The sequence below is a fragment of the Paenibacillus salivarius genome (genome assembly GCF_051307165.1).
GTDB lineage: Bacteria > Bacillota > Bacilli > Paenibacillales > Paenibacillaceae > Fontibacillus.
Window position 1 is genome coordinate 2,732,093 of the sequence record NZ_CP195592.1, and the last position, 24,226, is coordinate 2,756,318.

The window sequence follows — 24,226 nt, forward strand, 5'->3', positions numbered from 1 at the left end:
ATATGGTATAATAGAGATTCGGAAAGCGAGGTGATTACCAGGTGAGACGATGGTGTAAGGCGGCAAGCAGTACGATATTAGCGGGCTTTTTGCTGCTGACAGCCTGTGCTGCGCCTCCCCCTGAGGCTCAAAAAAATTCCGCCGCTAAAGAGGAGAGTATGGTGGAAGACGGTCAGACTTTGACCGTAATCGAACCGGATAATTCAGTAAGCGATGCTGCAACCAAGCCGTCTGCCGAGGACGGCCAAAAAAAATATCAAATTCAAACCAGACTGACGGACTTCAGGCTGTTAAGCGACAGTCAAGGACTGGCCTGGGGCTCGACCAATCATGAGCTGCGTTTATATATGACGGAAGATCACGGAAAAACGTGGACGAATATATCTCCTTCCGCTTCGATCCAATTTGCGGAAAGTCCGAAATTCGGAAAAAATTTGTTTTTTATCGATAACAAGTACGGATGGATCGTCAGAGGATCCCTCGGCTCGGGGGAAGCGATTGTTTTACGCACCGATAACGGGGGATTAACGTGGAAAATGGCTTCCCTTCCGAAAGCCGATCAGGTCGTATCTTTCTATTTTCTTAATGAGAAGCAAGGATGGATTTTGACGATGGGCAATGAACCGGGCAACAGCGGGGCCAAGTCGATTTATGCGACCTCCAATGGCGGAGCGACCTGGGACAACATTATGAGCACGCCGATCATGCCGACGGGAATTCGGACGGCCGAGCATATTTTGCCGAAGACGGGATACCCGGCAGGCATGTCTTTTACCGATGGACAACACGGTTATATCACGATGATTGAAGCGGGGCTTCCCGTTTTGTATGCGACTGTTGACGGAGGAGTTCGGTGGGCGAAGAAGCCGTTTTTGGATACGTCCAAGTTTAAAACATGCAGTCGTTTTACCGTAGGTGCTCCCGATTTCTTCGCAAACGGAGGAAAGGAAGGATGGATTTCCGTCGGATGCGGGCGCGAGGAAGCCGTCAAGTTCAACGGTTATTTTACAGGCGATTCGGGAAACACATGGACCCTCGAAAATTTTGCCATGCCGTGGGAATCCGGAAGCGGCGAAAATCAATCCACGACGTTCATGAATTCCAGGGAAGGCTGGTCCGTTCAGCAATCTTCCGTCTATCATACGCTGGATGGAGGGGCGACCTGGACCATTCTGCCCGAAAACTCGAAACTGCAACAAGTCATTGGGGAGTACCCCGAAGTTGTGAAAATCCAGTTTTACTCCCCGGAAGTGGGATGGATGCTTGTCGCAAAAGCCGATAAAAAACGTTCTCTCCTGATGCAAACCGAGGACGGAGGGGTCAGCTGGCGCGTTCTTTAATAAGAGCGTGCCGGCTGTTTTTTTTGATGAATATTGAAGTTCATTAATTTGTGAAAAATATCACGTGCACTATAAAAAGTTTGTGATATATTTAACTTGTAAGAAAGATCACCACAAGCCTTGCAAGAAATCAGTCTTAACAAACTAAATTATAGGAGTGAGTCAAAATGAAAACAACGACCGAGAACACCGTAACCCGTAACTTCCTCCAATTCTGTTACACATGTGAAGATGCTCATCTTTGCACCACCGAGGAAACTTGCCAAGCATGCTGGGCGGAAGCGGGACTGGTTGAAATGGAAGCCGACGGAGCGAAAGAAACGCAAGACCTGCTGCAAATGTATTATGCCTGATTCTATAACTTTATCATTATCACCACCGTAACAGCCTTCGATTCTGGCCCAGGAGTCGAAGGTTTTTTTATGGAAAAATGGGACAAGGGGGCATATTTTCTACCTGTCCCGAATAACAAGTTTTGACCAAGTCAGCATATACATCTTACAAAAGAAAGGGAGAACAACCATCGAATCTTAATACTGAGGTGAGCAGGGGGGAAAAACATGCAATCGTGGATGGAAATGCTCGGTGTCATGAACACGGCTATTCCGGTTTTCATCGTCGTTATTCTCGGCGTCATCGGCATCACTGCGGCTGGAAGCATCAAACGTTCCTGGGCTAACAGCAAGCAGCCGGTTTTGACCGTTCCTTCGCTCATCGTCGGCAAAAGAATCGAAGTCTCCCATCGGCATGATCCGGCGCTTTCCGTGAACCGATCGGACAGCAAATACTTTTTAACGTTCGAGGTCGAAAGCGGAGACCGGTTAGAATTGAGCGTCAGCGGACTAGAGTACGGGCAATGCTCGGAAGGCGACGAGGGGAAGCTGACGTTTCAAGGAACCCGTTATTTGGGTTTTGAACGGCTTAGTAAAACATATAAGGCCGCCGTGCAGGAATATCGTCATTATTAGAAATAAAAAAGAGCTGTCCGCGGACAGCTCTTTTTGGTTTAAGGATCAATGGGCCAATACCTTGATTTTCGCTTTTTCATTCAGGAGCATTTGAGCAGCGGACCGGCCGCTGGAGAAGGCCCGTTCGGCAAGCTCGCCTTTGCCTTCGCATCCGTCGCCGCAAAACAGGAACGGCACGCCAGGCAATTTGACGGGCAGCAATTTATTGGTGTGAATGTTTTTGACGCTCGACACCATCGCTTTTTTGGATACCCGTTTTACGGCCGTATGTTCCCGCCAATCCGGATAATACGTATCGAAAAGGGATTCCATCTGCTGGGTTTTCTTCTCCAAATACTGCTTCTTCTGTTCTTCGTCCCCGATATCATCATTCAAGTATGCAATACCTTGCAACAGCTGGCCGCCGACCGGTACGACCGTATAGTCCGTCGCGGAAACGTCGCTGATAAACACCTTGTTGTCCATATCGCTAATGTAGTGGAAAGGACGGGCAACCACTTTGGAAAATCCGACGTCGTACACAAGCACTTCCGTACAAGTATTGTCTTTAAACGGCTCAAGCGGCCCGGCCCAAGGGGAGGATTCCAGGAGCTTGCACACCTGCTGTACGGGCATTGCAAATATAACTTCATCGAATTCCAACGCTTCGCGGGTCTTCGTGTTCAAAATATATTTACCGTTCTCCATAACAATGGATTCTACGGGTTCCTTGACAGCAATTTCCCATCGATCATTGCCATCGATTTTTTGAACAAGCTGATCCGTAATCGTTGCCCAGCTACCGAGAATATAATTTACCGGCCTATTGGAGAGGAACAAGTTGTGATAATACTCGGCGATCACTTCCCCGGATACTTTACGCGCATCTTCGGGGGTTATGAAGAAGTTGGAACTGACCAAATGCTCCCATAATTCCTTCACATCGTTGGAAGCGTTGGATTGTTCCAAATATTCGCCGAGTGTCCGGTAACGCTTCAATTGATGAATATTTCCGATGACGGCGGCGACTTCCGCCACAAATCTTACTTTTTCCATGGCAGTCAATACGTCGGTTTTCATAATGTTGACGAAATCGAGTGGGGCGGGAGTCAGGTTGCCGTGTTTGGCATAAACGACTTTCCTTTTGTCGACCTGTTTGCTCTGGAATTTGAGATCAAGCTCCTGTTCCATGAACTGTAGGGTATGTCTGTCAATGCCGTAAACGGCATGCGCACCGTAATTGAGAGTGAATCCCGCTTTCTCATAGGTAAATGCACGGCCTCCGAGCTGGGGGCTGCGTTCAAATACGATGCCTTCGGTATCCGGATTGCCAGAAAGATACGCGGCTGCCGTCAGACCGGCAAGACCACCGCCAATAATCGCAATTTTCATGGGAGAACCTCCTGAAAGGTTATAAATGAAAGCGCAAACACATTCTCTATTCAGTATATGCTATTCAAGGAAGCGCGTCCATAGAAATAGACACTAAATATTCAAAATTGCAACCGTATTCATCGACAAAATTCGATAATTTCCTTGACAAAGATTATTTTTTGACCGTTCGCACCAAGATGGGCGTTTGCACATAGGATGTATCGTCGAGTAGGAAGGAAAGGGGGAAACGGAGTTTGGCGGTCATTAAAACGAATTCGGAAGATGTCAAACTGCTTGCGAGGCTTATGCGGGCGGAAGCCGAGGGAGAAGGCGAACAGGGGATGTTGATGGTCGGGAATGTCGGGGTCAACCGGATTCTTGGCGGATGCCTGGACTTCAAAAACATTCGGAATATGAATGATATGGTCTTTCAGTCTCCCGGCGGTTTTGAGGCTACGCAGAAGGGCTACTTCTATCAAAGAGCCCGGGACCGGGACATTCGTCTCGCGACACGCGTCATCAACGGCGAAAGGATTTGGCCCGCATCCAATGCGCTCTGGTTTTTCAAGCCTGCCGGCGAATGCCCGGCGACCTGGTATGACCAGCAAAATACCGGCCGTTTCAAGTCGCATTGTTTCTTTGCCCCGTCCGGGGAAGATTGTCCTGATGTATATTAGCAGGTTTTTGCGAACATTTCATTGAGGAGGATTCATTCGTATGTTTAATCAATCATATCGTCCGGTTACGTATTCGATCGGAGGAGGAACGACGGGTACTTATCCATCCGGAGGAGCACCGATGGGCGGCCAATCCCCGCAGATGGGAGCTCAGCCTCCGCAGGTTCCGAGCGGCAGTCCGATGACGCCTACCGGAACCGTGGTGCCAGTGCAAATCCCGACCAACGAGCAATCGTTCATTGAGAATATTCTTCGCCTGAACTTGGGTAAAGTCGGGACTTTCTACATGACTTACGAAAACAACCGCGAGTGGAACGCCAAAATCTTTAAAGGAGTTCTCGAAGCGGCCGGCCGGGATCATATCATCATCAGCGATCCGAACACGGGCGTGCGGACGATCCTGCTGATGGTCAACCTGGACTACGCGACCTTCGACCAACCGCTCTCATATCAATACCCTTACGCCGCTTCGCCGGTAACGCGGAGATAATGTATTATATGCGGAGGGCCTTCCGACCGGAAGGTCCTTTTTCGCATGGAAAAAAAGCGGGCATGCAGGCCTGTATTGGTGGCATACACCGGGGTTTGACTGTGTAGTGTATAATAATATAATGAATAGTAATATATTTACATTAGAGGTGAGACGTATTGACTGACCCCTTACCGAGTCTTTTTTCATTAGGACTGATGCTCTTCCTGGTGCTGTTGAACGGCTTTTTCGTTTCCGCGGAATTTGCCATCGTTAAAATCAGAAGCGGCCGGATCGATGCATTGGTTGAAGAAGGACGAAAAAACGCCGTGATTGTGAAGAACTTGTTGAATCACCTTGACGGTTACTTATCCGCCTGTCAGCTTGGAATCACCCTTTGTTCGCTCGGCCTCGGCTGGCTGGGAGAACCCGTGGTGGCCACAATGCTGAACCCGCTCTTCGAGCTCGCGGGCCTGGGTGACAAACCCGTGCATATCATCTCGCTGTTTGTCTCCTTTCTGCTGATCGCCGTTTTGCACATCGTGCTTGGCGAGCTGGCGCCCAAAACGATAGCGGTGCGCAAGGCGGAGCAAATTACGCTTCTCTCGGCGCGTCCCATGAAAGTATTCTACAAATTGATGTTTCCGTTTGTCTGGCTCTTGAACGGTCTCTCAAACGGACTGCTCAGGTTGTTCGGTATCGCTCCGGTTTCGGAGCAGGATTCGCTCCATACGGAGGAAGAGATCCGGGTGATGATGAAAGAGAGCTCAGAGAGCGGACTGATCGACCAAACGGAAATGTCGCTGGTGGACAATATTTTCGAGTTCGCCGAAACGACGGCGCGAGAGATTATGATTCCCCGCACGGAAATGATTTGTTTGTATACGCAAAACACGCTCGATGAGAACCTGTCCGTCGCCTTGGAAGGATTGCGGACCCGTTATCCTGTTTGCGACGTTGATAAAGACCATATCATCGGATTTATTCACATTAAGGATTTAATTCGCTCAAATACGCAGGATTATCGGGACTTGCTCCGGCCGATCATGGCCGTTCCGGAATCGATCCAAATCAGCGAGCTGATGAAACGGATGCAGCGGGGGAGAACGCAGATCGCCATTCTGATCGATGAATACGGAGGCACTTCGGGAATGGTAACGCTCGAAGATATCGTGGAGCAAATCGTCGGGGAAATTCAGGACGAATTTGACGAGGAACGCCCGGGTATTGAGCAACTGGACGAAAATACGCATTCCATCGATGGATTGATGCTGATCGAAACCGTCAATGACCGCTTCGGTCTCCGGCTGGATTCCGAGGATTACGATACGATCGGAGGCTGGCTCTATTCGAGAATTGAAATCCTCCCGCCCCAAATCGGGCAAACCGTCGAGCATGACGGGTATACTTATGTTGTGGAGGAACTTGACAACAAGAGAATTTCGCGCGTTAAGCTGGTTAAGCAGCTGTATCTTCCGATGGAGGAAGCGGGCGCATAACATAATGGAGTCATAACATAATGGACTCATAACATCCGGAACATAGAAGGCGGGCAACCCCATTGGGGAGCCCGCCTTTATTTGATTTAATGATTGAATCCGTTTACGATGTCCACCATTTCTTCTTTGCTGACGTTGCCGAACGCATGGAAGAACACGTTTCCGGACAGCATCATATTTATTTGGGTCATGTCTCCTGTGCTGACATAAGCGGTATTTCCGTTCTCAAGCTGCACTTCTTCGGTATGGCTTCTGCTCATCGTCGAGAGCACGGAATCGTCCATCAATAAATCGAATATCAATCTGAGCATTTCCTCCTCATCCGACTTGTAGAGAAGGTGTGCGCTTTTGCCGAACGTGTTGGGGTCCTCGGGTGTTCCGGAAGGAATAATGACCTCCAAGGAGCTCAAGGTAAAACGTTCAGGGATATAAGTGATCCGCGGGAGTGAGAAGGCAAGGACTTCCCGGGCTTGGTCTATGTCCATTTCGACCGTGTTATAAACTCCGGCATCGACGAGATGGACTTCTTTCTTCATTTCACGCAATTCATCCTCGGTAAAGCCGTCGGGCGGGGGAGGTGTTTTTGCACCCGAAGAAGGCTGCCTTGTGTCGAACACCATTTGGGACATTCCGCTGCCCAGGTTGATCAGCTCCTGAAAAAACGGGGGTACCGCTTTGGTCACGACCGGCGGGCTGAACAGCATGGCTCCGAGGATCATGGAAGCGGCAACGATGCCCGAAATTTGCCACCGGTGGCGCCTTCGGGTACGGGCTCGCTTTCTATCGAGTTTTTTTTGTATTTGTTCCCATGACTTGCGCCGATCGGATTCGGAGGGAGCCGGAAGGGAGTCGATCGCCTGTTGAAAAGCCTCTTCAAATAAGGAATCAAACGGTTCGGGATATATCTGATCTTTGGGCAACTTGTTTTTTATGATCGGCACCCCACTCTCTGAATAGCATTTTCTTGATCCCTTCCCGGATCCGGAAAAGGCGTTGCTTCACGATATTTTCGCAAAGGCCGAGCTGCTCGCCGATTTCCTTGTAGCTAAGGCCCTGCTTCCAGCGCATTTCCATCATTTCACGGTACTCCGGTTTGAGCTTACTAAGATGGCGGACGATGTCTTCTTCCATCAGTTTGATTTCCACGATTTGTTCAACGGAAGGATTGGATAATCCGTTTGGTTCTTTATCCATATAAACACATTCCACGTCAAGGTGGTTACGGAATTTTTTGTTTTTTCGAAAATAATTGATCGTCGTATTGCGCGCGACCGTTTTCATCCACGCTTTCATTCCGTTTATATTTTCAAAATCCGGCTTTTTGGTCACGACTTTGATAAAAGCCTCCTGGATAATGTCCTCGGCTGCTTGGTGATCTTTGACCGCGTAAAAAATGGTCCCGTATACAAGGTCGTAAAAAGCATAATAAACATCTTCCTGTATTTGTTCGGACAGGTGATGAAAGTCGGTTCCGAGCAGCCATTCCAACCGTTCAGGCATGGTTTTCCCCTCTCTGGCCGTTAAGACGACTCTTTCTTCTATATTTTTTCAATAACCCGATTTTACTATAATAAGGAACGATTTACCATGCGGAAGGATAAATTTGCTTCTTCTAAAAAAGAAAAGGTCATTCTCCGCAGTTTGGGAGGATGACCTTTTTTTTATATTCATCAGTCTTCATCGGCAGTCAGATTATCGTAATCGGTTGCGTTTCGCTTGGCGGCCATGGCGGGGGAATCGGAGTTGCCGAATTTCTCCAGCGTATGCCAGGCATCGGCATCATCGAACTTTCCGGCGCTCCGCTGCCTGCGTTCTCCGGCTCCTGCGGGGGGAGGGGTGATCAGTTCCTCTTCGACCGGACGATAATCCAATACATTCCGTTCTGGAGTGTGCTCCATACAAAAAGCGGTATAAGGCACAGCCTGCAGTCTTTCGAACGGGATGTCCTTCCCGCATACGACGCATTTTCCATACTCCGAATTCCCGATCCGTTCGAGGGCCTGGCGGATTTGTTCAAAGCGATGGTTCAAATTATCGTCCACCGCCAGATCCCGGCTGCGTTCAAAGGTTTCCGTGCCGACATCGGCAGGGTGGTTATCGTACGATGACAATTCTCCCGTGGAAACCTTTAGTGATTGATCTAAATCAACAGTAGGCTCACCGGATTCAAAATGCTTTTCAAGCTCATTTTTCTCTTGCCGAAGGGCTTCTTTTAGTTCCCGTAATTGCTCTGTTGTCAAATGGTTCATGAACTTTCCCTCCTCGTATACGACTACCTAACGTTTACCCGGGAATGAAGGAGGATGACGCAACTTCGATTCTATTCTACAATGAAACTGTGAATGAGAAGGGGGAATCGTGATGTTGCTTTATATCGGAATTTTTTTGCTTGCCATCGTTGCCGCGGCCGGTACCATAATGGTCGGAAATTCGAAAGAGAACCGTACCGAGAACCCGGATTACGACAGACGGTCGAAGAAAAACGTCACCAAGCTTATTCTCATGTATGCCGGTTCCATTTTCGCTATCGCCCTGTTGATCATGGGAATACTGGATTAACCGACTTGAGCAAAAAAATATCCTGCGAAGGAATCGCAGGATATTTCGATATTTGTATGGCTAAATAGGCGATCTTAAAACGCCCAGTTCCCTTTGGCGAAGATTTGTTCTTCCTTGCCGTCCGCGGTAATGCCGAAAATATCCATCTCGGCAGAACCCACCATAAAGTCCTCATGCGCAAAGCTGGCATTCAGGCCGTGTTGGTTCAATTGTTCGCGGGTCATTGATTTGCCGCCTTCCAGGTTGAAAGCATAAGCGTTGCCGATGGCAAGGTGGTTGGAAGCATTTTCGTCAAACAACGTGTTATAGAACAAAATTCCCGATTGCGAAATCGGCGAACCGTGAGGCACCAACGCCACTTCGCCTAAATAGTGGGAGCCTTCGTCCAGCTCGACGAGCTGCTTGAGCGTCGCTTCGCCGACTTCGGCCGAAAAATCAACGATCCGGCCGTTTTCAAAGGTAAGTTTGAACTTGTCGATGATGTTGCCGTTATAACTAAGCGGCTTGGTGCTGGATACCGTACCGTTGACGCCGGTTTTCAGAGGAGCCGTAAATACTTCTTCCGTAGGAAGATTGGCCAGGAATGTTTTGCCCTGCGCATTGATGCTTTCGGCAGCAACCCAGATGTGGCCTTCCGGAAGCTCGATCGTCAAATCCGTTCCAGGGGCGATATAATGCAACTTTTTGTATTTTTTGTTGTTCAGATATTCGGATTTTGCGTTCAAATTGGCGATGTGCTCGCGCCAAGCCTGAATCGGATCCGGCTGGTCAATGCGAACCGTACGGAAAATCGCCTCCCATAAGGCGTCGACTTGTTCGGTTTCCGGAAGGTTCGGGAATACTTTCGCAGCCCAGGCGTTCGACGGTACCGCCACGATCGACCAGCTGAATTTATCGGCCATTTGCAGTTCACGGTATTTGCTCATCGCTTTTCCGTACGTTTTTTGATGGTTGGTGATACGCTGCGGATCGATGCCGGTCAACAAATCCGGATCCGAAGAAATGACATGCAGAACGGCCGCGCCGTTTTCCACATATTCAAGCATTTCGCCGGCATACCATTTCGGATCGTCCAAAAACGATTCATCCGCCGCATGTTCGTAGCGAAGCCGGGTGACTGTGTCATCGTTCCAGTTCACTTTGACAAATCTTGCTCCCGCCTCATAAGCCTGTTTCACGATCAGGCGCACCAAATCAGCCGCGTCCACGGTGGCAACGACGATCAAATTTTGTCCGGGCTGTACGTTAACGCCCACTTTTACGGCCAATTCCGCATATTTCTGCAGCTTCGCTTGAAAATCAGACATGTTGGTTCCTCCATATTCAAAAATAGTTATTGTCATATCATACTACGAAACATGTGCAGGTTCCAATTAACCAATGGTTATTTTTCCCTCGGGATATTTAAATAATTCCTTTTCGTTTTTCGGAGTAAGGGCGTAAGCTAAGGTCACCGGACCGACCCTGCCGAGAAACATGACGATACAGAGGACTACCTTGCTTATTTCCGTCAGCTTTGGCGTCAGATCCAGGCTTAATCCGGCCGTGGCGAAAGCAGACGTCGTTTCGAACAGCAGGGGCAGAAATGCCCTGTCTTCCAAAGCGGACAAAACCATAGCCACAAACACGACGAGAAATAGCGCAAGCCAGGTTTGGGTGATCGCCCGCAAAATCGCGCTCTTGGACAGTCTTCTGCGGAAAAACACAATGTCTTCGCGACCGCGGATCATCGCATACATCGCACCGATCAAAACGGCAAAAACCGTCACCTTAATACCGCCTCCGGTAGACCCGGGGGCTGCACCGATGAACATCAGCAAAATAAACAAAAATTGGGTGGAGGTTCTCATTTCCGCCACGCTTTCCGTACTGACTCCGCCCGATCGGGAACTGATGGAATGGAAGAAGGAGCTCATGATCCGTTGACCCCAGCCTTGCTGCTGCAGCGTTGCCGGGTTATTCGCCTCAAGAAGAAGCATGAGCAACGCCCCGCCGACGATAAGAAAGCCGGATACCGTAAGAACGACCTTGGAGTGCAGAGACAGTTTTTTTGTTGCCGGATAATGAAGAAGGTCCTTGATGACGATAAACCCGATCCCGCCAAGAACAATCAGAATCATGACAACGACGTTTACGAAAGGATCACCGGCATAAGCGGACAGACTGCTGTACTTGCCATGGAGCGGGCCGAACAAATCGAACCCCGCGTTGTTAAAAATCGATACACTGTGAAAAATACCGTAATACAAGGCCTGATGCCAGGGCATGTCAAACGTCCATCTGGCGAATAACAGCAACGCGCCGACGCCTTCAATTACGACGGCATAAACGATGACCCGCCGAATCAGCGTGACAAGGCCTTCCATGGAGTTGTAATTCATCGCTTCCTGCAGCACGAGCTTGTCGCGCAAGGAAATACGCCGGTTAAAGGCCAAAGCGATCAGCGTACCGATCGCCATAAAACCAAGGCCGCCGGTTTGGGTAAGCGCAAGAATGACAATTTGACCGAACAAGGAAAAGTGGGTTCCCGTATCCACCACCGCCAGCCCGGTTACGCAAGTCGCCGAAGTCGCGGTGAACAGGGCGTCGACCAAGTCCATCCGTCTGCCGTCCGCCGTGGCCATGGGCAGGGAGAGAAGGAAGGTCCCCAGTATGATAATGATGCCAAAACCAAAGGTAAGGACTTTGGCGGGAGTAAGCTTATGAGATTTGCTGCGTCGTTTGGACAATATATATTCACCTCGTGCAATGATATTGCTATTAGCGTAAAACATGATACGATTATGCAATAACAACCATTATATAGAAACACTGACGGATTGAAAATCACAGTGTGAATTTTCTTATAAAAGGAGTATTGGCAAAATGAAACTGAATGTTGTAGAAGCACAAATGCATCAAGATAATGAGGGCGCTTTTTTGGGTAAAACCATATTTGAGGTAGAAGGCCATAAAGCCGCTTATGAAATTACGTTTTACAGTAAAAAAGGAAAGGAATGGGATTATAGTCTGAATTATGCGGCCGAGTCCGGCATTGAAGCCGAGTTTTTGAGCGTTGATGAGAAATTGGAAGAAGACGACGATTTATTCGATATGCTGCTGGAGGCCGCCGAGCAAACGTTGAACAAATGACGTAAGGAGGTATGACGCCCATTGATGGATAAACCTTTTTACAGAAGATGTCTGGGTGCGATCATGGTCCTGACATTGATTTATTTGGTTCATAAGGTTCATTTTATATTTAATCCGCTTGTTACGCTGTTTAAGATCCTGATTGTCCCGCTTACGATTTCGGGATTTTTGTATTATTTGCTTAGACCGATCGTTCAGTATCTGGAAGGCAAAAAAATGAACCGGATCTTATCCATTCTGTTCATTTATTTGATGTTTTCCGGCATTGTCACGATTTTTCTGATGGTCGTCTGGCCGCCGCTGGAGAAACAGATCACGGAATTCATCAACAATGTCCCTAAACTGATCGACGGATTGCAGAATCAGATGAACGAGGTGCGTAAAAACCGGTATTTCTCGATGTTTGACAACGAAAACACCCGGCTGATGGAGAATATCACGGAGTATGTAAATACGGCGATTGAACGAGCGACAGGTTACATATCCCATGTTTTCAACTTCCTGAACGATTTCTTTATCGTCGTCGGTACGGTACCGATCATGCTCTACTACATGTTGAAAGAGGATCAGCGGGTTACGCCCGCGCTAGTCCGTATGGTTCCGAAACGGTACCGAAACGACGGAGAACAGGTTATCCACGATATCGATACGATGCTGAAAGGTTTTATTGCCGGAAGAATGACCAGTGCATTTGTGCTCGCGGTCATGTCTTTTTTCGGATTTTGGCTCATCGGACTTCCGTATCCTTTGCTCTTGGCGATTGTCGGCGCCTTGTTTAATTTTATACCTTATTTTGGTTCGTTACTGGGAGCGATCCCGTGCGTGATCGTCGCCTTTACCGTATCCCCGACTATGGTGATTTGGGTTGTCGTGATTGTTGTCGCGGTTCAGCAGATCGAAGGAAACCTGATCTCCCCGTACATTTACGGCAAGACCATCAATATCCATCCGTTGACGACGATCGTTCTGCTCCTTATCGCAGGCGATTTCGGCGGAATCCTGGGCATGTTTTTGGCGATTCCCGTTTATATGATGCTCAAAATAATCGTTATTCGTATCTATCATCTATTCTTGTCGGATAAAATCGAAGAGCTTAATTCCTGAGACCTATTCCATAGGACCTACATTCCATCTTGGGATTACCATATTCTGGACGAAATGTGATGAACATCATATCTTAGCGACAAAGCTTGCGAGATGATGATCTTACATATTTGGTTAAGAATAATGCTCGGGGGATGATAGAAATGGCAGTAACGGCCAAGAACGGGAAGTACTTTTATGCATGGAGCAAGATTCTTCCCGACGGTTCCTTTTACCTCCCGGATCAGGCCCTTCATGAATACCATATCCGAACCGATGAGAACGTCATATTAATGTCGGGTCGCAATACGGCCAAAGGATTCAGCGTCGTATGCAAGGAGATGATCAATAATTCTCCGCTCGCCAAGGTATTTGCCAGCCTGCCCGAACTGCAAAATTTTTCGCTTCCGGCAGGGCAAACGGTTACATTCAAGGAACGGATTTTTTGCTGGACTTATTTGGGCCATGATCATTATATCCGTCTGCCGGCTGAAACCTGGGAAAAGTTCGGGCTCACTCACGGCGACAAGCTGTTAAGCTTGCGGGCAACGCATCTTGCATTCAACAATTTGGCCGACGGACCGTATATTGAATTGGCCAAGCAGGTTCGCGGTGTTCCGGTTTACGAATAAGACAAGTCAAATATTGTTTGCAAGGCAAAGGCATTCCCGCTTTACGATTTACGGCGGGGATGCTTTTTATTTGATATCTAGGATATCAAACGGAAGCTCCCGGGGTAATCATTCATAATTCAACCTCATTTTGCGTAAAATGAACGCAATCAAGAAGGGAGCGACAACATGGCATGAAAGCAGTTACTTATCAAGGGAAACGAAGCGTACGCGTTAAAGATGTCCCAAACGCCAAGCTGGAAAAAAAGGACGATATCCTGGTCCGCATTTCTTCCACTGCGATTTGCGGTTCGGATTTGCATATCTACAACGGCGAAATTCTCGGCATGTATGACGATTATGTCATCGGCCATGAACCGATGGGTATCGTGGAGGATGTCGGTCCGGAAGTCACCCGTGTCAAAAAAGGCGACCGGGTCATCATTCCGTTTACCGTTGCTTGCGGCGAATGTTTTTTTTGCAAGAATCAGCTCGAGAGTCAGTGCGATCATGCCAATGATAACCGGGACACCGGCGGGTATTTCGGTTATTCATCCCGTTACGGGGATTACGCGGGCGGACAAGCGGAATTGATGAGGGTTCCGTTCGGCAATTTCGTCCCGTTTGTCATTCCCGAAAACGCGGAATTGGAGGATGAGAAGCTGCTGTTTCTATCCGACATCGTGCCGACCGCCTATTGGAGCGTCATTAACGGAGGCGTGAAAAAGGGAGACACGGTTATTGTGTTAGGGTGCGGCCCCGTTGGTCTGCTGACCCAAAAATTCGCCTGGCAAAAAGGAGCGAAGCGGGTGATCGCGGTGGATCATATCGATTACCGGTTGGAGCACGCCGAGCGAACGAACAAGGTTGAAATATTCAATTTCGAGAAAGTGGACCATTTGGAAGAGCATTTAAAAGAAATTACGCAGGGCGGGGCCGATGTCGTCATCGATTGCGTCGGCATGGATGCGAAAAAGTCGGTGGCCGAACAGGTCGAAACAGCGCTTATGCTGCAGGGGGGATCGCTCAGCGCGTTTAATATCGCGTCCAAAGTGGTTCGTAAAGGCGGCACGATTCAGGTAACCGGCGTTTATGGGCTCAAATACAATCTATTCCCTTTCGGGGATCTGTTCGAGCGGAATATCAACATCAAGACAGGACAGGCTCCCGTCATTCATCTGATTCCCGAGCTGTTCGAACAAATCCGGACCGGGCGATTTGATCCTACCGATATTATTACGCATCGGTTGTCGCTCGATCAGGCCGAGCATGGTTACAATATTTTCTCTAAAAAAGAGGAGAATTGTATTAAAGTCATACTCAAGCCTTAAAATCGCAGTCATTGCAACGATGGGAAACTCAAGCAAGCAGCCCGGCCGGCGGACTGCTTGCTTTTATTTATGATGCGATTTCCTGATGCTTCATAATCATTCTTTCATATGCCTCTCTCGGTCTTAACCCGACCAGCTTTTCCACCGGTTCTCCCCCATGAAAGAAAATGACGGTCGGCATCGACATGACGCCAAAGGAGGAAGCCAGTTCCGGGGCTTCGTCGCAGTTGACCTTCAGCAGATGAACCCGTCCCGCATAGTCCTCATGAATTTCCTCCAAAATGGGGCCAAGCACCTTGCAAGGCGGGCACCAAGGGGCGTCAAAATCGACAAGGGTTACTCCCTCCGCAGTCACCTCTTGCTGTAGTTCGGACAGGGTTGAGATACGTTTTATACTCATTTTTGAAACTCCTCCTTCAAGTTTGGATTTTCCTCAAGCACAAAGTCGATGCGCTCCTGAAGATTGGCTTTAATCGAGGTCAACAGGGAAATTTGATCGTCGATTTCTTTCAGTTTGCTGCGATATACGGGCAGAATTTGCTCGCAAAACGCTTCTTTGCTCGTCATCACGCAATGAAGAAAACCCGCGATTTGTTCGGTTGTAAGCCCAAGCTGCAGGTAGAATCTGATCGTATTGACCTGATCTATGGAAAAGCTGCTATAATCCCTGTATCCGTTTGGCAAACGCCGGGAAGAGATCAAGCCTTGCCTTTCATAGTAGCGAAGGGATCGAATGCTGGCCCCCGTAGCCTTGGATAGTTCGCCGATTTTCATATACTAAGCTTCACCTTCCTTTGGATGAGGAATCTAAACTGTATTGACATTATAAACCCTGACATTAATGTGAGGGTCAATATGTTTTTCTCGATTTGCGGAACCGTGTATAATGTAGGGGACGGCGGGTGCAACGCAAAACAACCGAATTCGTCATATTTGCAAAGGGAGGAAACCGGAATGAAACCGGCTTTATTAATTATCGATATGCAACTTGGTTTTTTGGCTGCTCCGCGGGCAAGAGGGGAAGTAGAGGGGGCTTGCGAGTATATTAATGCTACCGCCGAGCTTTTCCGTACAGCCGGTCTGCCGGTCGTCATCGTTCAGGACGTTGAGGTAGAAGGCGGTAAACAGTCCGAAGGTTTTAATGTCATTCCCGAAATTATCATGACCGGATCCGAACTTAAGGTAGAGAAGGAATACTCCAACTCGTTTTGGCAAACGCCGCTGGAGCAAATGCTTAAGGAGCAAGGCGTTGATTTTGTCGTCGCATGCGGATTTGCCGCCGAGCATTGCGTTACGTTTACCTATAACGGCGCCCGCGAGCGGGGATTCGGAGCCGCCATGCTCCAAAACGGCATTCTCGGAGAACATCCGCGCGCGGTGCAAGCGGTTTATGAGAGCCGGCCGTTAATCTCCTATTCCGTTATTGCTTCAATGTTGAAGCGGTAAGGAGGAGCGTGATGTTTGATCCCACCATTTTCGACAATTTAAAAGTCGTACTCGAGGGGGCCGTCTATGATTTGGATTTAGGCGGCGAGCTTCAGATCATCGGGCGCAGCGACCGGATCGAACTGGCAGCGATGTCCCGTTACTATGCCATTCAATTTCGGGTCCCCGGCAAACATGATGCGTGGGCGGAACTTCGGCTCTGGGCAGACACGGAAGATTTGGCGGGTGAAATCATGGAGCTGGCTAACGTGACGCTAGGCTGTCAGATGCAGCCCGTTTTTTTCAAATATGTGAAGGATGTCCCCGCCGAATGCCGGAAGATCGAGCAGTTGACTTCCGAGATCTGGGGAAATCATGTCAAGCAGGTACAGAGAATCGTTACGATTTACGGGGAGCCGGAAGCCGTTCCGTTGGATGAAATCACGGTTCAGTTTCAAAGGCGTTTCGGAGAAGAGGTTATCCCGGATTTACCTCAAATGCTCGAGCATATGCTTAAGATGTTAAAACGGTTATAGGCATGTTACGTATATTTTTACATAAAAAGAAGTGAAACCAAAAAACGAGGGGGCACATTCGATGAATGCGCATGAAATCGATTATCGGATTATGGGCGAGGAAATGCAATGCGTGGAGATCGCGCTGGATCAAGGCGAAAGCGTTGTCGCCGAAGCAGGCAGTTTTATGATGATGGATCAGGATATCCGGATGGAAACGATCTTTGGAGACGGGAGCAACCAGGGCGGAGGCCTGATGGGCAAGCTGATGGGGGCGGGCAAACGCCTCCTTACGGGGGAAGGCCTATTCATGACCGTATTCACGAATGCCGGCTACAACCGGCAGGCCGTCACCTTTGCTTCTCCGTATCCCGGCAAAATCATTCCGCTTGATCTGCGAATGCTCGGAGGCAAAATCGTGTGCCAAAAAGACTCATTCCTTTGTGCGGCGAAAGGGGTATCCGTAGGGATCGAGTTCCAGCGCAAACTGGGGGCAGGTTTCTTCGGCGGAGAAGGTTTTATTATGCAAAAGATTGAAGGCGACGGTCTTGCCTTCGTTCATTCCGGGGGGCTTGTCATCGAGAAGGAATTGGCTCCGGGCGAGGTTTTGCGACTGGATACCGGCTGTCTTGTCGCGATGACTTCGACGGTCGATTACGATATCGAGTTTGTAAAAGGCGTAAAAAGCGCCTTGTTCGGCGGGGAAGGCTTGTTCTTTGCGACGCTGCGGGGACCGGGCAAGGTTTGGGTTCAATCGCTTCCGTTCAGCCGATTGGCCGACAAGGTACTTTCCGCCGCCCGTTTCGGCGGAAAGGATGAAGGCAGCATTCTCGGCGGACTGGGCAATTTGTTCGAACGGTAAGATAAGGCATTGACATCCTTCCGGACTTCGTGTAACTATTATAGTTACATTGACATGGAACAGGGGGATCATCATGACCATCAGTTCACGGTTTGCCGTGGCCATTCATGTGTTGTCCCTGCTTGAACTGAACAAGGAAGGCGTAAATACCTCGGAATATATCGCCGACAGCGTGAATACCAATCCGGTCGTCATTCGACGGATCCTAGGCATGCTCAATAAAGCCGGGCTGGCACAGGCCCGTCCTGGCGTAGCCGGGGCAAGGCTGATGCGCCCTGTATCGGAAATTACCCTGCTCGATATTTACCGTGCGGTTCAAGTGGTGGAAGAAGACGCGTTGTTTTCGATTCATGAAAAGCCGAACTTGAAGTGTCCGGTCGGACGCAACATTCAGGCCTCGATCGAACCGATTTTCTCATCGGCTCAGGCCGCCATGGAACAAACCTTGGCGCAAGTCAAGCTTGAGGATATTGTAGGAAAGATCCAGGCGTCAGATGGGGCTTGCTAAATTTTGAAAAGCACGATACCGATTTACGGAAGGCTGTACCGAAAGCAGACAAATCTGCATAAGGCACAGCCTTTTTGGCGTCTCATCCTTGGGATTCATGAATTTTTCTATTGAGACAAATGCTAAGTGTTGACAACATGCTCGACTGTAACTATACTGGTTACATCAACTAGTTGTAACCTTGTTAGTTACAATATAATTATTGGAGGAATCTGACGTGTCATATATCATTCATCCGGAAACCGAGCTTGGCGCAGTACGCATAAAAGTCACTCATATGGAAACTTCGCTTCGATTCTATCAAGAGGTGATCGGTTTTCGGCTTCTTAAGCTGGAGGACGGGGTTGCCCAGCTTTCCACCGACGGCGAACATCCGCTGCTGATTCTCGAAGCCGACGAAAATTATCGCCGGATGCCTGAACGATCCGTGTCGGGTCTGTACCACTTTGCGATTCTGGTACCTGACCGCATCTCGCTTGGGCTGGCATTGCGAAACATGGCGAGCCATCAGGTTCCCATCGGTCAAGGCGACCATCTTGTCAGCGAAGCGTTATACCTGAACGATCCGGACGGCAACGGGATCGAAGTTTATGCGGATCGGCCGCGCGACACGTGGCAAAAGGATGAGCATGGGGAAATCCGGATGGCGACCGATCCGGTCGATATCGAAGGTTTGTTTGCCGTTTCCGAGGGACGCGAATGGAACGGACTGCCGCCGGGAACCAAAATCGGGCATGTTCATTTCCATGTAGCAAGTCTGCGGACAGCGGAGCAATTTTATTGTGATGTGTTGGGCTTCGAAATCGTGCTTCATTTCGGAAGCTCGGCGCTGTTTATATCGGCCGGGGGATACCATCACCATATCGGCCTCAATCTATGGGCGGGTCCCGGAGCGCCGGCGGCACCGGAAGATGCCGTAGGGATCCGGTATTTTACGATAACGCTGCCTGATCAGGAGACGCTGCAAGAGGTGGAGCAGCGACTAATCGCGGCAGAAGTGAATGTAAAGCAAGAGCCTGAAGGGCTTGCATTTACCGATCCGTTCGGAATCGGCATCCGGTTGGTAACTAGAGCTTAATAGTACAATTTTATATTTTCAGGAGGGTTTTATAATGGCTAATATTGCAGTCATCGGAGCGACAGGAAAAGCGGGAAGCCGCATTTTGAAGGAAGCATTGGATCGGGGGCATCAAGTGACGGCTTTCGTCCGTGATGCGTCTAAGGTGGAGAACAAGAGCATTCCGGTCGTGGAGAAGGATGTTTTCGACATTTCCACCACTGATCTGAAGCCTTTTGACGTTGTCGTAAATGCCTTCGGAGCACCGTTCGGCCAAGAGCATCTGCACGTGGATGCGGGAAATGTCTTGATCGAGGCGATAAAAGGCGCTCCGGACACGCGTCTCATCGTAGTCGGCGGGGCCGGCAGCCTGTTTGTGGATGAAGCAAAGACGGTCCGCCTGGTGGATACTCCCGAATTCCCTGACTTTGTCCGCCCGACCGCAACGAACCAGGGCAAAAATTTGGACATTTTGCAGCAAACCGAAGGGATCCAATGGACCTTCATCAGCCCGTCGGCCAATTTTGCGCTCGGCAGCCGAACCGGAACTTATCAAACCGGCAAGGATCAATTGCTGGTCAATTCCAAAGGGGAAAGCTACGTTAGTTATGAGGACTACGCCGTCGCGGTTGTCGATGAAATCGAGAATCCGAAACATATCAACGAACGTTTTACGGTCGTTTCCGAATCTTAAACGTTCAAGAATTAGAGAGCTCCGGCAGTTGAAAAGGAGCAGGATGCGTTTCATCGAACCGAGCCTCCAAGCGGCGCATCGAGACCCGCGAACCGGGGTGGCACCGCGAACGCAAATCTCGTCCCCAAGACATTCGTCTTGGAGGCGGGATTTTTTTGTTACGGATACCTGCATATCGGAAGCGACTATGCGATCCATGTTTACGCGTCGATCGCCCGCAAGTTTGGCGGCAAATTTAATCTTCGGTTAACGACACGAATCCCTTGAAGGGAAATTTTTCATTTCCGAACCGAGTCCTATCGCCTATAATATATAGTACGAATTCGGTACGAAAGGACTGAGCGCCATGCAGCTGTTCCCTCAATTGGAGACGGAGAGATTCATTTTGCGCAAGCTGACCTCCGCGGATGCCCGCGATTTGTTTCATTATTTCTCCAACGATGAAGTAACCAAGTACTACGATCTGGACAGCTTCGTGGAGCTACGGCAGGCGGAGGACTTGATTCAAACCTGGAACCGGAGGTACATGGAGAAGAAAGGATTCCGCTGGGCGATTACCGTCAAGCCGAACAACAAGGTGATCGGGACTTGCGGATACCACAACTGGTCCAAAGAGCACTATAAAGCGGAGATCGGTTACGAGCTAAATCCCGCCTATTGGCGTCAAGGCGTGATGACCGAGGTGCTGCAGGAGGTATTGCGATTCGGTTTCGAGGATCTCGGCCTGAACCGGATTGAAGCATTTATCGATCCCGACAATATCCGGTCCAGATATTTGCTCGAGAAGACCGGATTCCACGAAGAGGGGTATTTGAAGCAATGTTTCTTCGAGAAAAATCAATTCATGGATGCCGTGCTTTTTTCGCTATTGAAGCATCAGTATGAGGAACAAAGAGAGCAGTATTATTCGTAATCCGTAAAAGAATAATGTGATAGCAAAGTGCGCTCGTTGTCGAGCGCCTTTTTTACGTTGACTCTTTTACAATAAAATGGTTAAATGTGCAATTAAGAGAATAAGGACCTGAATTTTAGGAGGGGGAAAATGAAGCATAGAATTATTTCGTATATTCTGATGATTTCGATTTTATTATTGCCGACCGCGGTTATGGCGGAAAGTGCATCCCAGCCGATCCGAATTATTGCGAATGGAGAACAAGTGAATTTTTGGGATGGCGAGCAACCTTTTCAAAGTGAAGATGAGAGTCGTCACGTTTATGTTTCCGTTAAAGGAATAGCCAGCCGGGTAGGGATCGATATTTCCGATATCTCATCGGATGAGGTCACATTTTCATATGGACAGGACAAACGAGGCAGCATTGCCGTAAAAGAATATGACGGTGTCGCTTATGTGGATCTTGACCTCCTGTGTCAAATGACAGACGTTGATTTGTCCTACGACTCAAACACAAATACATACACCCTGATCAGAGAAATTCCGGTGGAGGATATTTACGGATTTAAAGTGAAGTACGATAAATACAGTAATTATAATTATACAGCCACCAAACTTAGCGTATCTCGGGGTCCTTATGATAAGTTCGGCAATGGTTACGCCCAGCTAAGTTTGAATATCGGTTATGATGAACCAGGTGGTGATGTTCCTGGACAGGTTGCAGAAGTGGAACAAATTTTAAAGCAAAGAATCGCTTCAAAAGTAGTTGACTCAATCATCAAATATATTAAAAGTTTAAAAGATACGTTGGAAATGAAGGAATTTAAGGATTCAAATTATGAAATCATCGTGACTTCGGATTTAGGCGGAGTTGATGTTAGTGTGTTCAAAAGACCGATCCCGACCAAAATTACGAAAGAGGATGTTTCCGGATTTAAAATTTCATACGATAAGAGCAGCAGGTTCAGCAAAAACCGCCTAACCATCATGAAGGGGCCTTTTAGCGGGGATGAACTGGATAATCGGTATGAGAACGGACTTTTTATTATAGGAATCGCTTATGATAGAAAGGCAGCCAATATTTCTGATCAATACGCCGAAGCTGCAGCTGTTTTAAAACAGAAAGTCGACGCCCAGCAGGTTAACGCGATCATTAATCAAGCGAAAACAGTCATGAAAAACGGGGATAAGGGCATAGCGACAAAACCGAAAAAATTCCAAACGAACGCATATGACATCTTGGTTAGTGGCGGCCCTTCCAGCGGTGTCGAAATCTTGATTAGCAGTAAAAAATAGAGTTATACAAATATGCGTCCTAAAATCGGGCGCCTTCTTTTTTTCGACTAGTATCCAAGATATTAACTCGGCCCAACGCTCGTGGTTAATGTGGATGTTTATGACTAACCGGGAGGAACATATGGGAAATCATACAAAAATGTATGTTGGAATTTTAACGTTCATGATTTTATTAAGCTTCGGGTTGGCGGGATGCGCTTCAAACAACGAACGTCAAGAGGGGCAACCTGTCTCAACTCAGGAAGAAGAGATCGAATTCGAACAAGATAACACAAATGAGCAATCTCCCTTAAACCTTGATGAACTGACAAAACGGTTTCAAGCCCGGTTCGGAGAGGAGCAAAAGTTTAGAGTAAAGGAAAAGGTTGAAGGATCGCCGGATGAAGTTTTGGTGTTTTATGCGGACGTCCCGGAAGGCGCCGAGGCTGCCGTCTACCATCTGAACGTCAGAACAGGCACCGTCGTGGATGGAATTAGCGGATCGCCGCTAGACAATATTATCCTGAAGGAGGCCCCTGATCTAAAAGACCTTCAAGGCGATGATTATATCTCCGCATTGGACGGATTGACCGCGCCATTAATCAGAGAAAAGGGCTATTCATTGGATGGGGATTCCGCCGAACCTTATTTCTCGGGTTTCATAGGCGACGGATTCATCGAATATGAAGTCCCGAAGTCAAAGGACGGCATCGATCAGCGAGTTAGGATTCAACTGGATCCCTTTACGAAAGAGTTTAGGGAACTGGGAAACGAAGAGGCTTCTAGAGAAAAGGAACCTGTTAAGACTACCGAAGTTCCCGATTACGGCGAACGGGATGCCGGCGCTTCGCTGGACCAGTTGAAGAAGCGCGGTTTTAATGTGATCGAAGATCAATCCTTTGATATTGACCTGGAACCTTGGGGGAAATCGAGATTTGTGTCGGGATTTTATTCGGTTGGTGAAATCAAGCAGCCGGTATTTTATATCTTGAGTTCCGAACATAAGGTGGTCTACACGCTTCCTCCTAACGATCAGGGAGGGGCGCGGTTTGAAGGAATATTGGCTGTCGGCTTTAAAGATATGAACGGCGACGAACAAAAGGATATTGTCATCATCGGGGACTACTTGGCCACACCGGGAAAACAGGGAGAAAGCTACTCGCCGCTTGTCTCGGTTTATTTTGCGATTGGGGATTCATACGCCCTATTGCCTTGGTACAATGATTTGCTGAATGATTCGGGACAAAACGATACGATCGCCAACGCGGTAAAACAGGGCCGGTTGATTTTAAATAAATTCAAAAATGTTTCAAAAAGCGATGACACGCAAGCTCCCTTGGATTTGCTCGCCTCTTGGATATGCACGGAGCAAGTTCTGGATACCGGGGAATACGATGACATGGATTTGCAAAGTTCCGTTTATGTATTTTCTCAAACCTCCACATTCACCGACAGCTATATCGCCTACGCGGTTGCGGAGCGAATGGGTGAAGGCAGGGATGCTTTTTTACACGGTGATAAGGATCTATTGAAAAAGGTGAATCAATATGATGAATTGTTGACCGAAATCTTGGGGGATATCAGCGTGTTTAACTATATAGAAAGCGGAGGGGGGTCGATATGGCAAATCATCAACGCTTATACCGAATTGAACAAACAATCCCTGCTCACGAAGTATGCGAAAGATTTGCTCCCGAACGAGCCGTCAAAACTAAAAAGCGGAACCAAAGATCTAAAGAATGAATGGACCGCGTTCCATGCCAAACTGAAGAGCACGATAAAGGACAAGCGGCTGGTCAATGATTTTTTTGAGGCGGAATTGACGGAATTTGATTTGGAACAGCTTCGGGAGATCGAAGAAAGGCTTCCCAAAACGATGGATACGTTTCTCAAGCTTGCATCGAAAGATCCGAAATCTTTGGAGATCATGGGGCTTGTACTACATAGTTTTGAGTCGGGATATTAATCAGTTTTGC

28 protein-coding genes are annotated in these 24,226 nt (G+C 48.4%); 20 read left to right on the top strand and 8 right to left on the bottom strand.

Annotation, left to right across the window (positions count from 1 at the left end; translation table 11 throughout):
• The first annotated feature begins 41 nt into the window (after positions 1–41).
• The 3 genes from ACSFXJ_RS12365 to ACSFXJ_RS12375 all read left to right on the top strand — a co-directional run bounded on the left by ACSFXJ_RS12365 (position 42) and on the right by ACSFXJ_RS12375 (position 2,308).
• Positions 42–1,340, top strand: coding sequence for a WD40/YVTN/BNR-like repeat-containing protein (locus ACSFXJ_RS12365; RefSeq protein ID WP_435925554.1), 1,299 nt, complete (start codon positions 42–44; stop codon positions 1,338–1,340).
• Between the two features lie 167 nt (positions 1,341–1,507).
• Positions 1,508–1,693 (top strand): hypothetical protein, encoded by a 186-nt coding sequence (locus ACSFXJ_RS12370; RefSeq protein WP_435925555.1) that lies wholly within the window; start codon positions 1,508–1,510, stop codon positions 1,691–1,693.
• A 207-nt stretch (positions 1,694–1,900) separates the two neighbouring features.
• Entirely contained in the window at positions 1,901–2,308 is a 408-nt protein-coding gene (locus ACSFXJ_RS12375) for a DUF2500 domain-containing protein (protein ID WP_435925556.1), read from the top strand.
• A 45-nt stretch (positions 2,309–2,353) separates the two neighbouring features.
• Here the strand turns inward: ACSFXJ_RS12375 and ACSFXJ_RS12380 are convergent, their stop codons facing one another.
• Entirely contained in the window at positions 2,354–3,679 is a 1,326-nt protein-coding gene (locus ACSFXJ_RS12380) for an FAD-dependent oxidoreductase (protein ID WP_435925557.1), read from the bottom strand.
• A gap of 236 nt (positions 3,680–3,915) precedes the next feature.
• Here ACSFXJ_RS12380 and ACSFXJ_RS12385 point away from each other — a divergent pair, with 236 nt between their 5' ends.
• The 3 genes from ACSFXJ_RS12385 to ACSFXJ_RS12395 all read left to right on the top strand — a co-directional run bounded on the left by ACSFXJ_RS12385 (position 3,916) and on the right by ACSFXJ_RS12395 (position 6,306).
• Positions 3,916–4,338, top strand: coding sequence for a cell wall hydrolase (locus ACSFXJ_RS12385; RefSeq protein ID WP_435925558.1), 423 nt, complete (start codon positions 3,916–3,918; stop codon positions 4,336–4,338).
• A 40-nt stretch (positions 4,339–4,378) separates the two neighbouring features.
• On the top strand, positions 4,379–4,828 hold the full coding sequence (gene gerQ, locus ACSFXJ_RS12390) for a spore coat protein GerQ (RefSeq protein WP_435925559.1): 450 nt from the start codon (positions 4,379–4,381) through the stop codon (positions 4,826–4,828).
• A 158-nt stretch (positions 4,829–4,986) separates the two neighbouring features.
• Complete coding sequence (locus ACSFXJ_RS12395; protein ID WP_435925560.1) at positions 4,987–6,306, top strand: hemolysin family protein; 1,320 nt, start codon at positions 4,987–4,989, stop codon at positions 6,304–6,306.
• Positions 6,307–6,392: 86 nt separating this feature from the next.
• Here ACSFXJ_RS12395 and ACSFXJ_RS12400 read toward each other — a convergent pair whose 3' ends face one another.
• The 3 genes from ACSFXJ_RS12400 to ACSFXJ_RS12410 all read right to left on the bottom strand — a co-directional run bounded on the left by ACSFXJ_RS12400 (position 6,393) and on the right by ACSFXJ_RS12410 (position 8,555).
• Positions 6,393–7,247, bottom strand: a complete 855-nt coding sequence (locus ACSFXJ_RS12400) for a hypothetical protein (RefSeq protein ID WP_435925561.1) — start codon at positions 7,245–7,247, stop codon at positions 6,393–6,395.
• A complete protein-coding gene (locus tag ACSFXJ_RS12405; protein WP_435925562.1) occupies positions 7,192–7,806 on the bottom strand; it encodes an RNA polymerase sigma factor in 615 nt (204 codons plus the stop codon). The genes ACSFXJ_RS12400 and ACSFXJ_RS12405 overlap by 56 nt, the downstream gene beginning before the upstream one ends.
• A 170-nt stretch (positions 7,807–7,976) precedes the next feature.
• Positions 7,977–8,555: a TraR/DksA C4-type zinc finger protein gene (locus tag ACSFXJ_RS12410; protein ID WP_435925563.1), complete on the bottom strand. Its 579-nt coding sequence runs from the start codon at positions 8,553–8,555 to the stop codon at positions 7,977–7,979.
• Between the two features lie 112 nt (positions 8,556–8,667).
• Between ACSFXJ_RS12410 and ACSFXJ_RS12415 the strand changes: the two genes are divergently transcribed.
• Complete coding sequence (locus ACSFXJ_RS12415; protein WP_435925564.1) at positions 8,668–8,865, top strand: hypothetical protein; 198 nt, start codon at positions 8,668–8,670, stop codon at positions 8,863–8,865.
• A 74-nt stretch (positions 8,866–8,939) separates the two neighbouring features.
• Here ACSFXJ_RS12415 and ACSFXJ_RS12420 read toward each other — a convergent pair whose 3' ends face one another.
• Both ACSFXJ_RS12420 and ACSFXJ_RS12425 read right to left on the bottom strand, forming a co-directional pair.
• Positions 8,940–10,172, bottom strand: a complete 1,233-nt coding sequence (locus ACSFXJ_RS12420) for an aminopeptidase (RefSeq protein WP_435925565.1) — start codon at positions 10,170–10,172, stop codon at positions 8,940–8,942.
• Between the two features lie 66 nt (positions 10,173–10,238).
• Entirely contained in the window at positions 10,239–11,639 is a 1,401-nt protein-coding gene (locus ACSFXJ_RS12425) for a TrkH family potassium uptake protein (protein WP_435925567.1), read from the bottom strand.
• 91 nt (positions 11,640–11,730) lie between these two features.
• Here ACSFXJ_RS12425 and ACSFXJ_RS12430 point away from each other — a divergent pair, with 91 nt between their 5' ends.
• The 4 genes from ACSFXJ_RS12430 to ACSFXJ_RS12445 all read left to right on the top strand — a co-directional run bounded on the left by ACSFXJ_RS12430 (position 11,731) and on the right by ACSFXJ_RS12445 (position 15,022).
• A complete protein-coding gene (locus ACSFXJ_RS12430; protein ID WP_435925568.1) occupies positions 11,731–11,997 on the top strand; it encodes a hypothetical protein in 267 nt (88 codons plus the stop codon).
• Between the two features lie 24 nt (positions 11,998–12,021).
• The gene (locus tag ACSFXJ_RS12435; RefSeq protein ID WP_435925745.1) at positions 12,022–13,101 is read left to right on the top strand and encodes an AI-2E family transporter; all 1,080 of its coding nucleotides are present in this window, start codon (positions 12,022–12,024) and stop codon (positions 13,099–13,101) included.
• Between the two features lie 143 nt (positions 13,102–13,244).
• Complete coding sequence (locus ACSFXJ_RS12440) at positions 13,245–13,712, top strand: hypothetical protein (protein ID WP_435925569.1); 468 nt, start codon at positions 13,245–13,247, stop codon at positions 13,710–13,712.
• A 173-nt stretch (positions 13,713–13,885) separates the two neighbouring features.
• Entirely contained in the window at positions 13,886–15,022 is a 1,137-nt protein-coding gene (locus tag ACSFXJ_RS12445; RefSeq protein ID WP_435925570.1) for a zinc-dependent alcohol dehydrogenase, read from the top strand.
• Between the two features lie 67 nt (positions 15,023–15,089).
• Here ACSFXJ_RS12445 and trxA read toward each other — a convergent pair whose 3' ends face one another.
• Together trxA and ACSFXJ_RS12455 are read right to left on the bottom strand one after the other, a co-directional pair.
• Positions 15,090–15,422, bottom strand: a complete 333-nt coding sequence (gene trxA, locus ACSFXJ_RS12450) for a thioredoxin (RefSeq protein ID WP_435925571.1) — start codon at positions 15,420–15,422, stop codon at positions 15,090–15,092.
• Positions 15,419–15,796, bottom strand: a complete 378-nt coding sequence (locus tag ACSFXJ_RS12455) for a MerR family transcriptional regulator (RefSeq protein WP_435925572.1) — start codon at positions 15,794–15,796, stop codon at positions 15,419–15,421. The genes trxA and ACSFXJ_RS12455 overlap by 4 nt, the downstream gene beginning before the upstream one ends.
• 180 nt (positions 15,797–15,976) lie before the next feature.
• On the opposite strand from ACSFXJ_RS12455, the gene ACSFXJ_RS12460 reads away from it, so the two are divergent.
• The 9 genes from ACSFXJ_RS12460 to ACSFXJ_RS12500 all read left to right on the top strand — a co-directional run bounded on the left by ACSFXJ_RS12460 (position 15,977) and on the right by ACSFXJ_RS12500 (position 24,216).
• A complete protein-coding gene (locus ACSFXJ_RS12460; protein ID WP_435925573.1) occupies positions 15,977–16,468 on the top strand; it encodes an isochorismatase family protein in 492 nt (163 codons plus the stop codon).
• 11 nt (positions 16,469–16,479) lie between these two features.
• Positions 16,480–16,983 (top strand): hypothetical protein, encoded by a 504-nt coding sequence (locus ACSFXJ_RS12465; protein WP_435925574.1) that lies wholly within the window; start codon positions 16,480–16,482, stop codon positions 16,981–16,983.
• Between the two features lie 61 nt (positions 16,984–17,044).
• The gene (locus tag ACSFXJ_RS12470; RefSeq protein WP_435925575.1) at positions 17,045–17,824 is read left to right on the top strand and encodes a TIGR00266 family protein; all 780 of its coding nucleotides are present in this window, start codon (positions 17,045–17,047) and stop codon (positions 17,822–17,824) included.
• A 73-nt stretch (positions 17,825–17,897) separates the two neighbouring features.
• On the top strand, positions 17,898–18,332 hold the full coding sequence (locus ACSFXJ_RS12475) for an Rrf2 family transcriptional regulator (protein ID WP_435925576.1): 435 nt from the start codon (positions 17,898–17,900) through the stop codon (positions 18,330–18,332).
• A 217-nt stretch (positions 18,333–18,549) separates the two neighbouring features.
• The gene (locus tag ACSFXJ_RS12480) at positions 18,550–19,410 is read left to right on the top strand and encodes a VOC family protein (RefSeq protein ID WP_435925577.1); all 861 of its coding nucleotides are present in this window, start codon (positions 18,550–18,552) and stop codon (positions 19,408–19,410) included.
• A gap of 34 nt (positions 19,411–19,444) precedes the next feature.
• A complete protein-coding gene (locus ACSFXJ_RS12485; RefSeq protein WP_435925578.1) occupies positions 19,445–20,083 on the top strand; it encodes an NAD(P)-dependent oxidoreductase in 639 nt (212 codons plus the stop codon).
• Between the two features lie 346 nt (positions 20,084–20,429).
• Positions 20,430–20,996: a GNAT family N-acetyltransferase gene (locus ACSFXJ_RS12490; RefSeq protein ID WP_435925579.1), complete on the top strand. Its 567-nt coding sequence runs from the start codon at positions 20,430–20,432 to the stop codon at positions 20,994–20,996.
• A gap of 129 nt (positions 20,997–21,125) precedes the next feature.
• Positions 21,126–22,271, top strand: coding sequence for a hypothetical protein (locus ACSFXJ_RS12495; RefSeq protein ID WP_435925580.1), 1,146 nt, complete (start codon positions 21,126–21,128; stop codon positions 22,269–22,271).
• 121 nt (positions 22,272–22,392) lie between these two features.
• Positions 22,393–24,216 (top strand): hypothetical protein, encoded by a 1,824-nt coding sequence (locus ACSFXJ_RS12500; RefSeq protein ID WP_435925581.1) that lies wholly within the window; start codon positions 22,393–22,395, stop codon positions 24,214–24,216.
• The last annotated feature ends 10 nt before the right edge of the window (positions 24,217–24,226 follow it).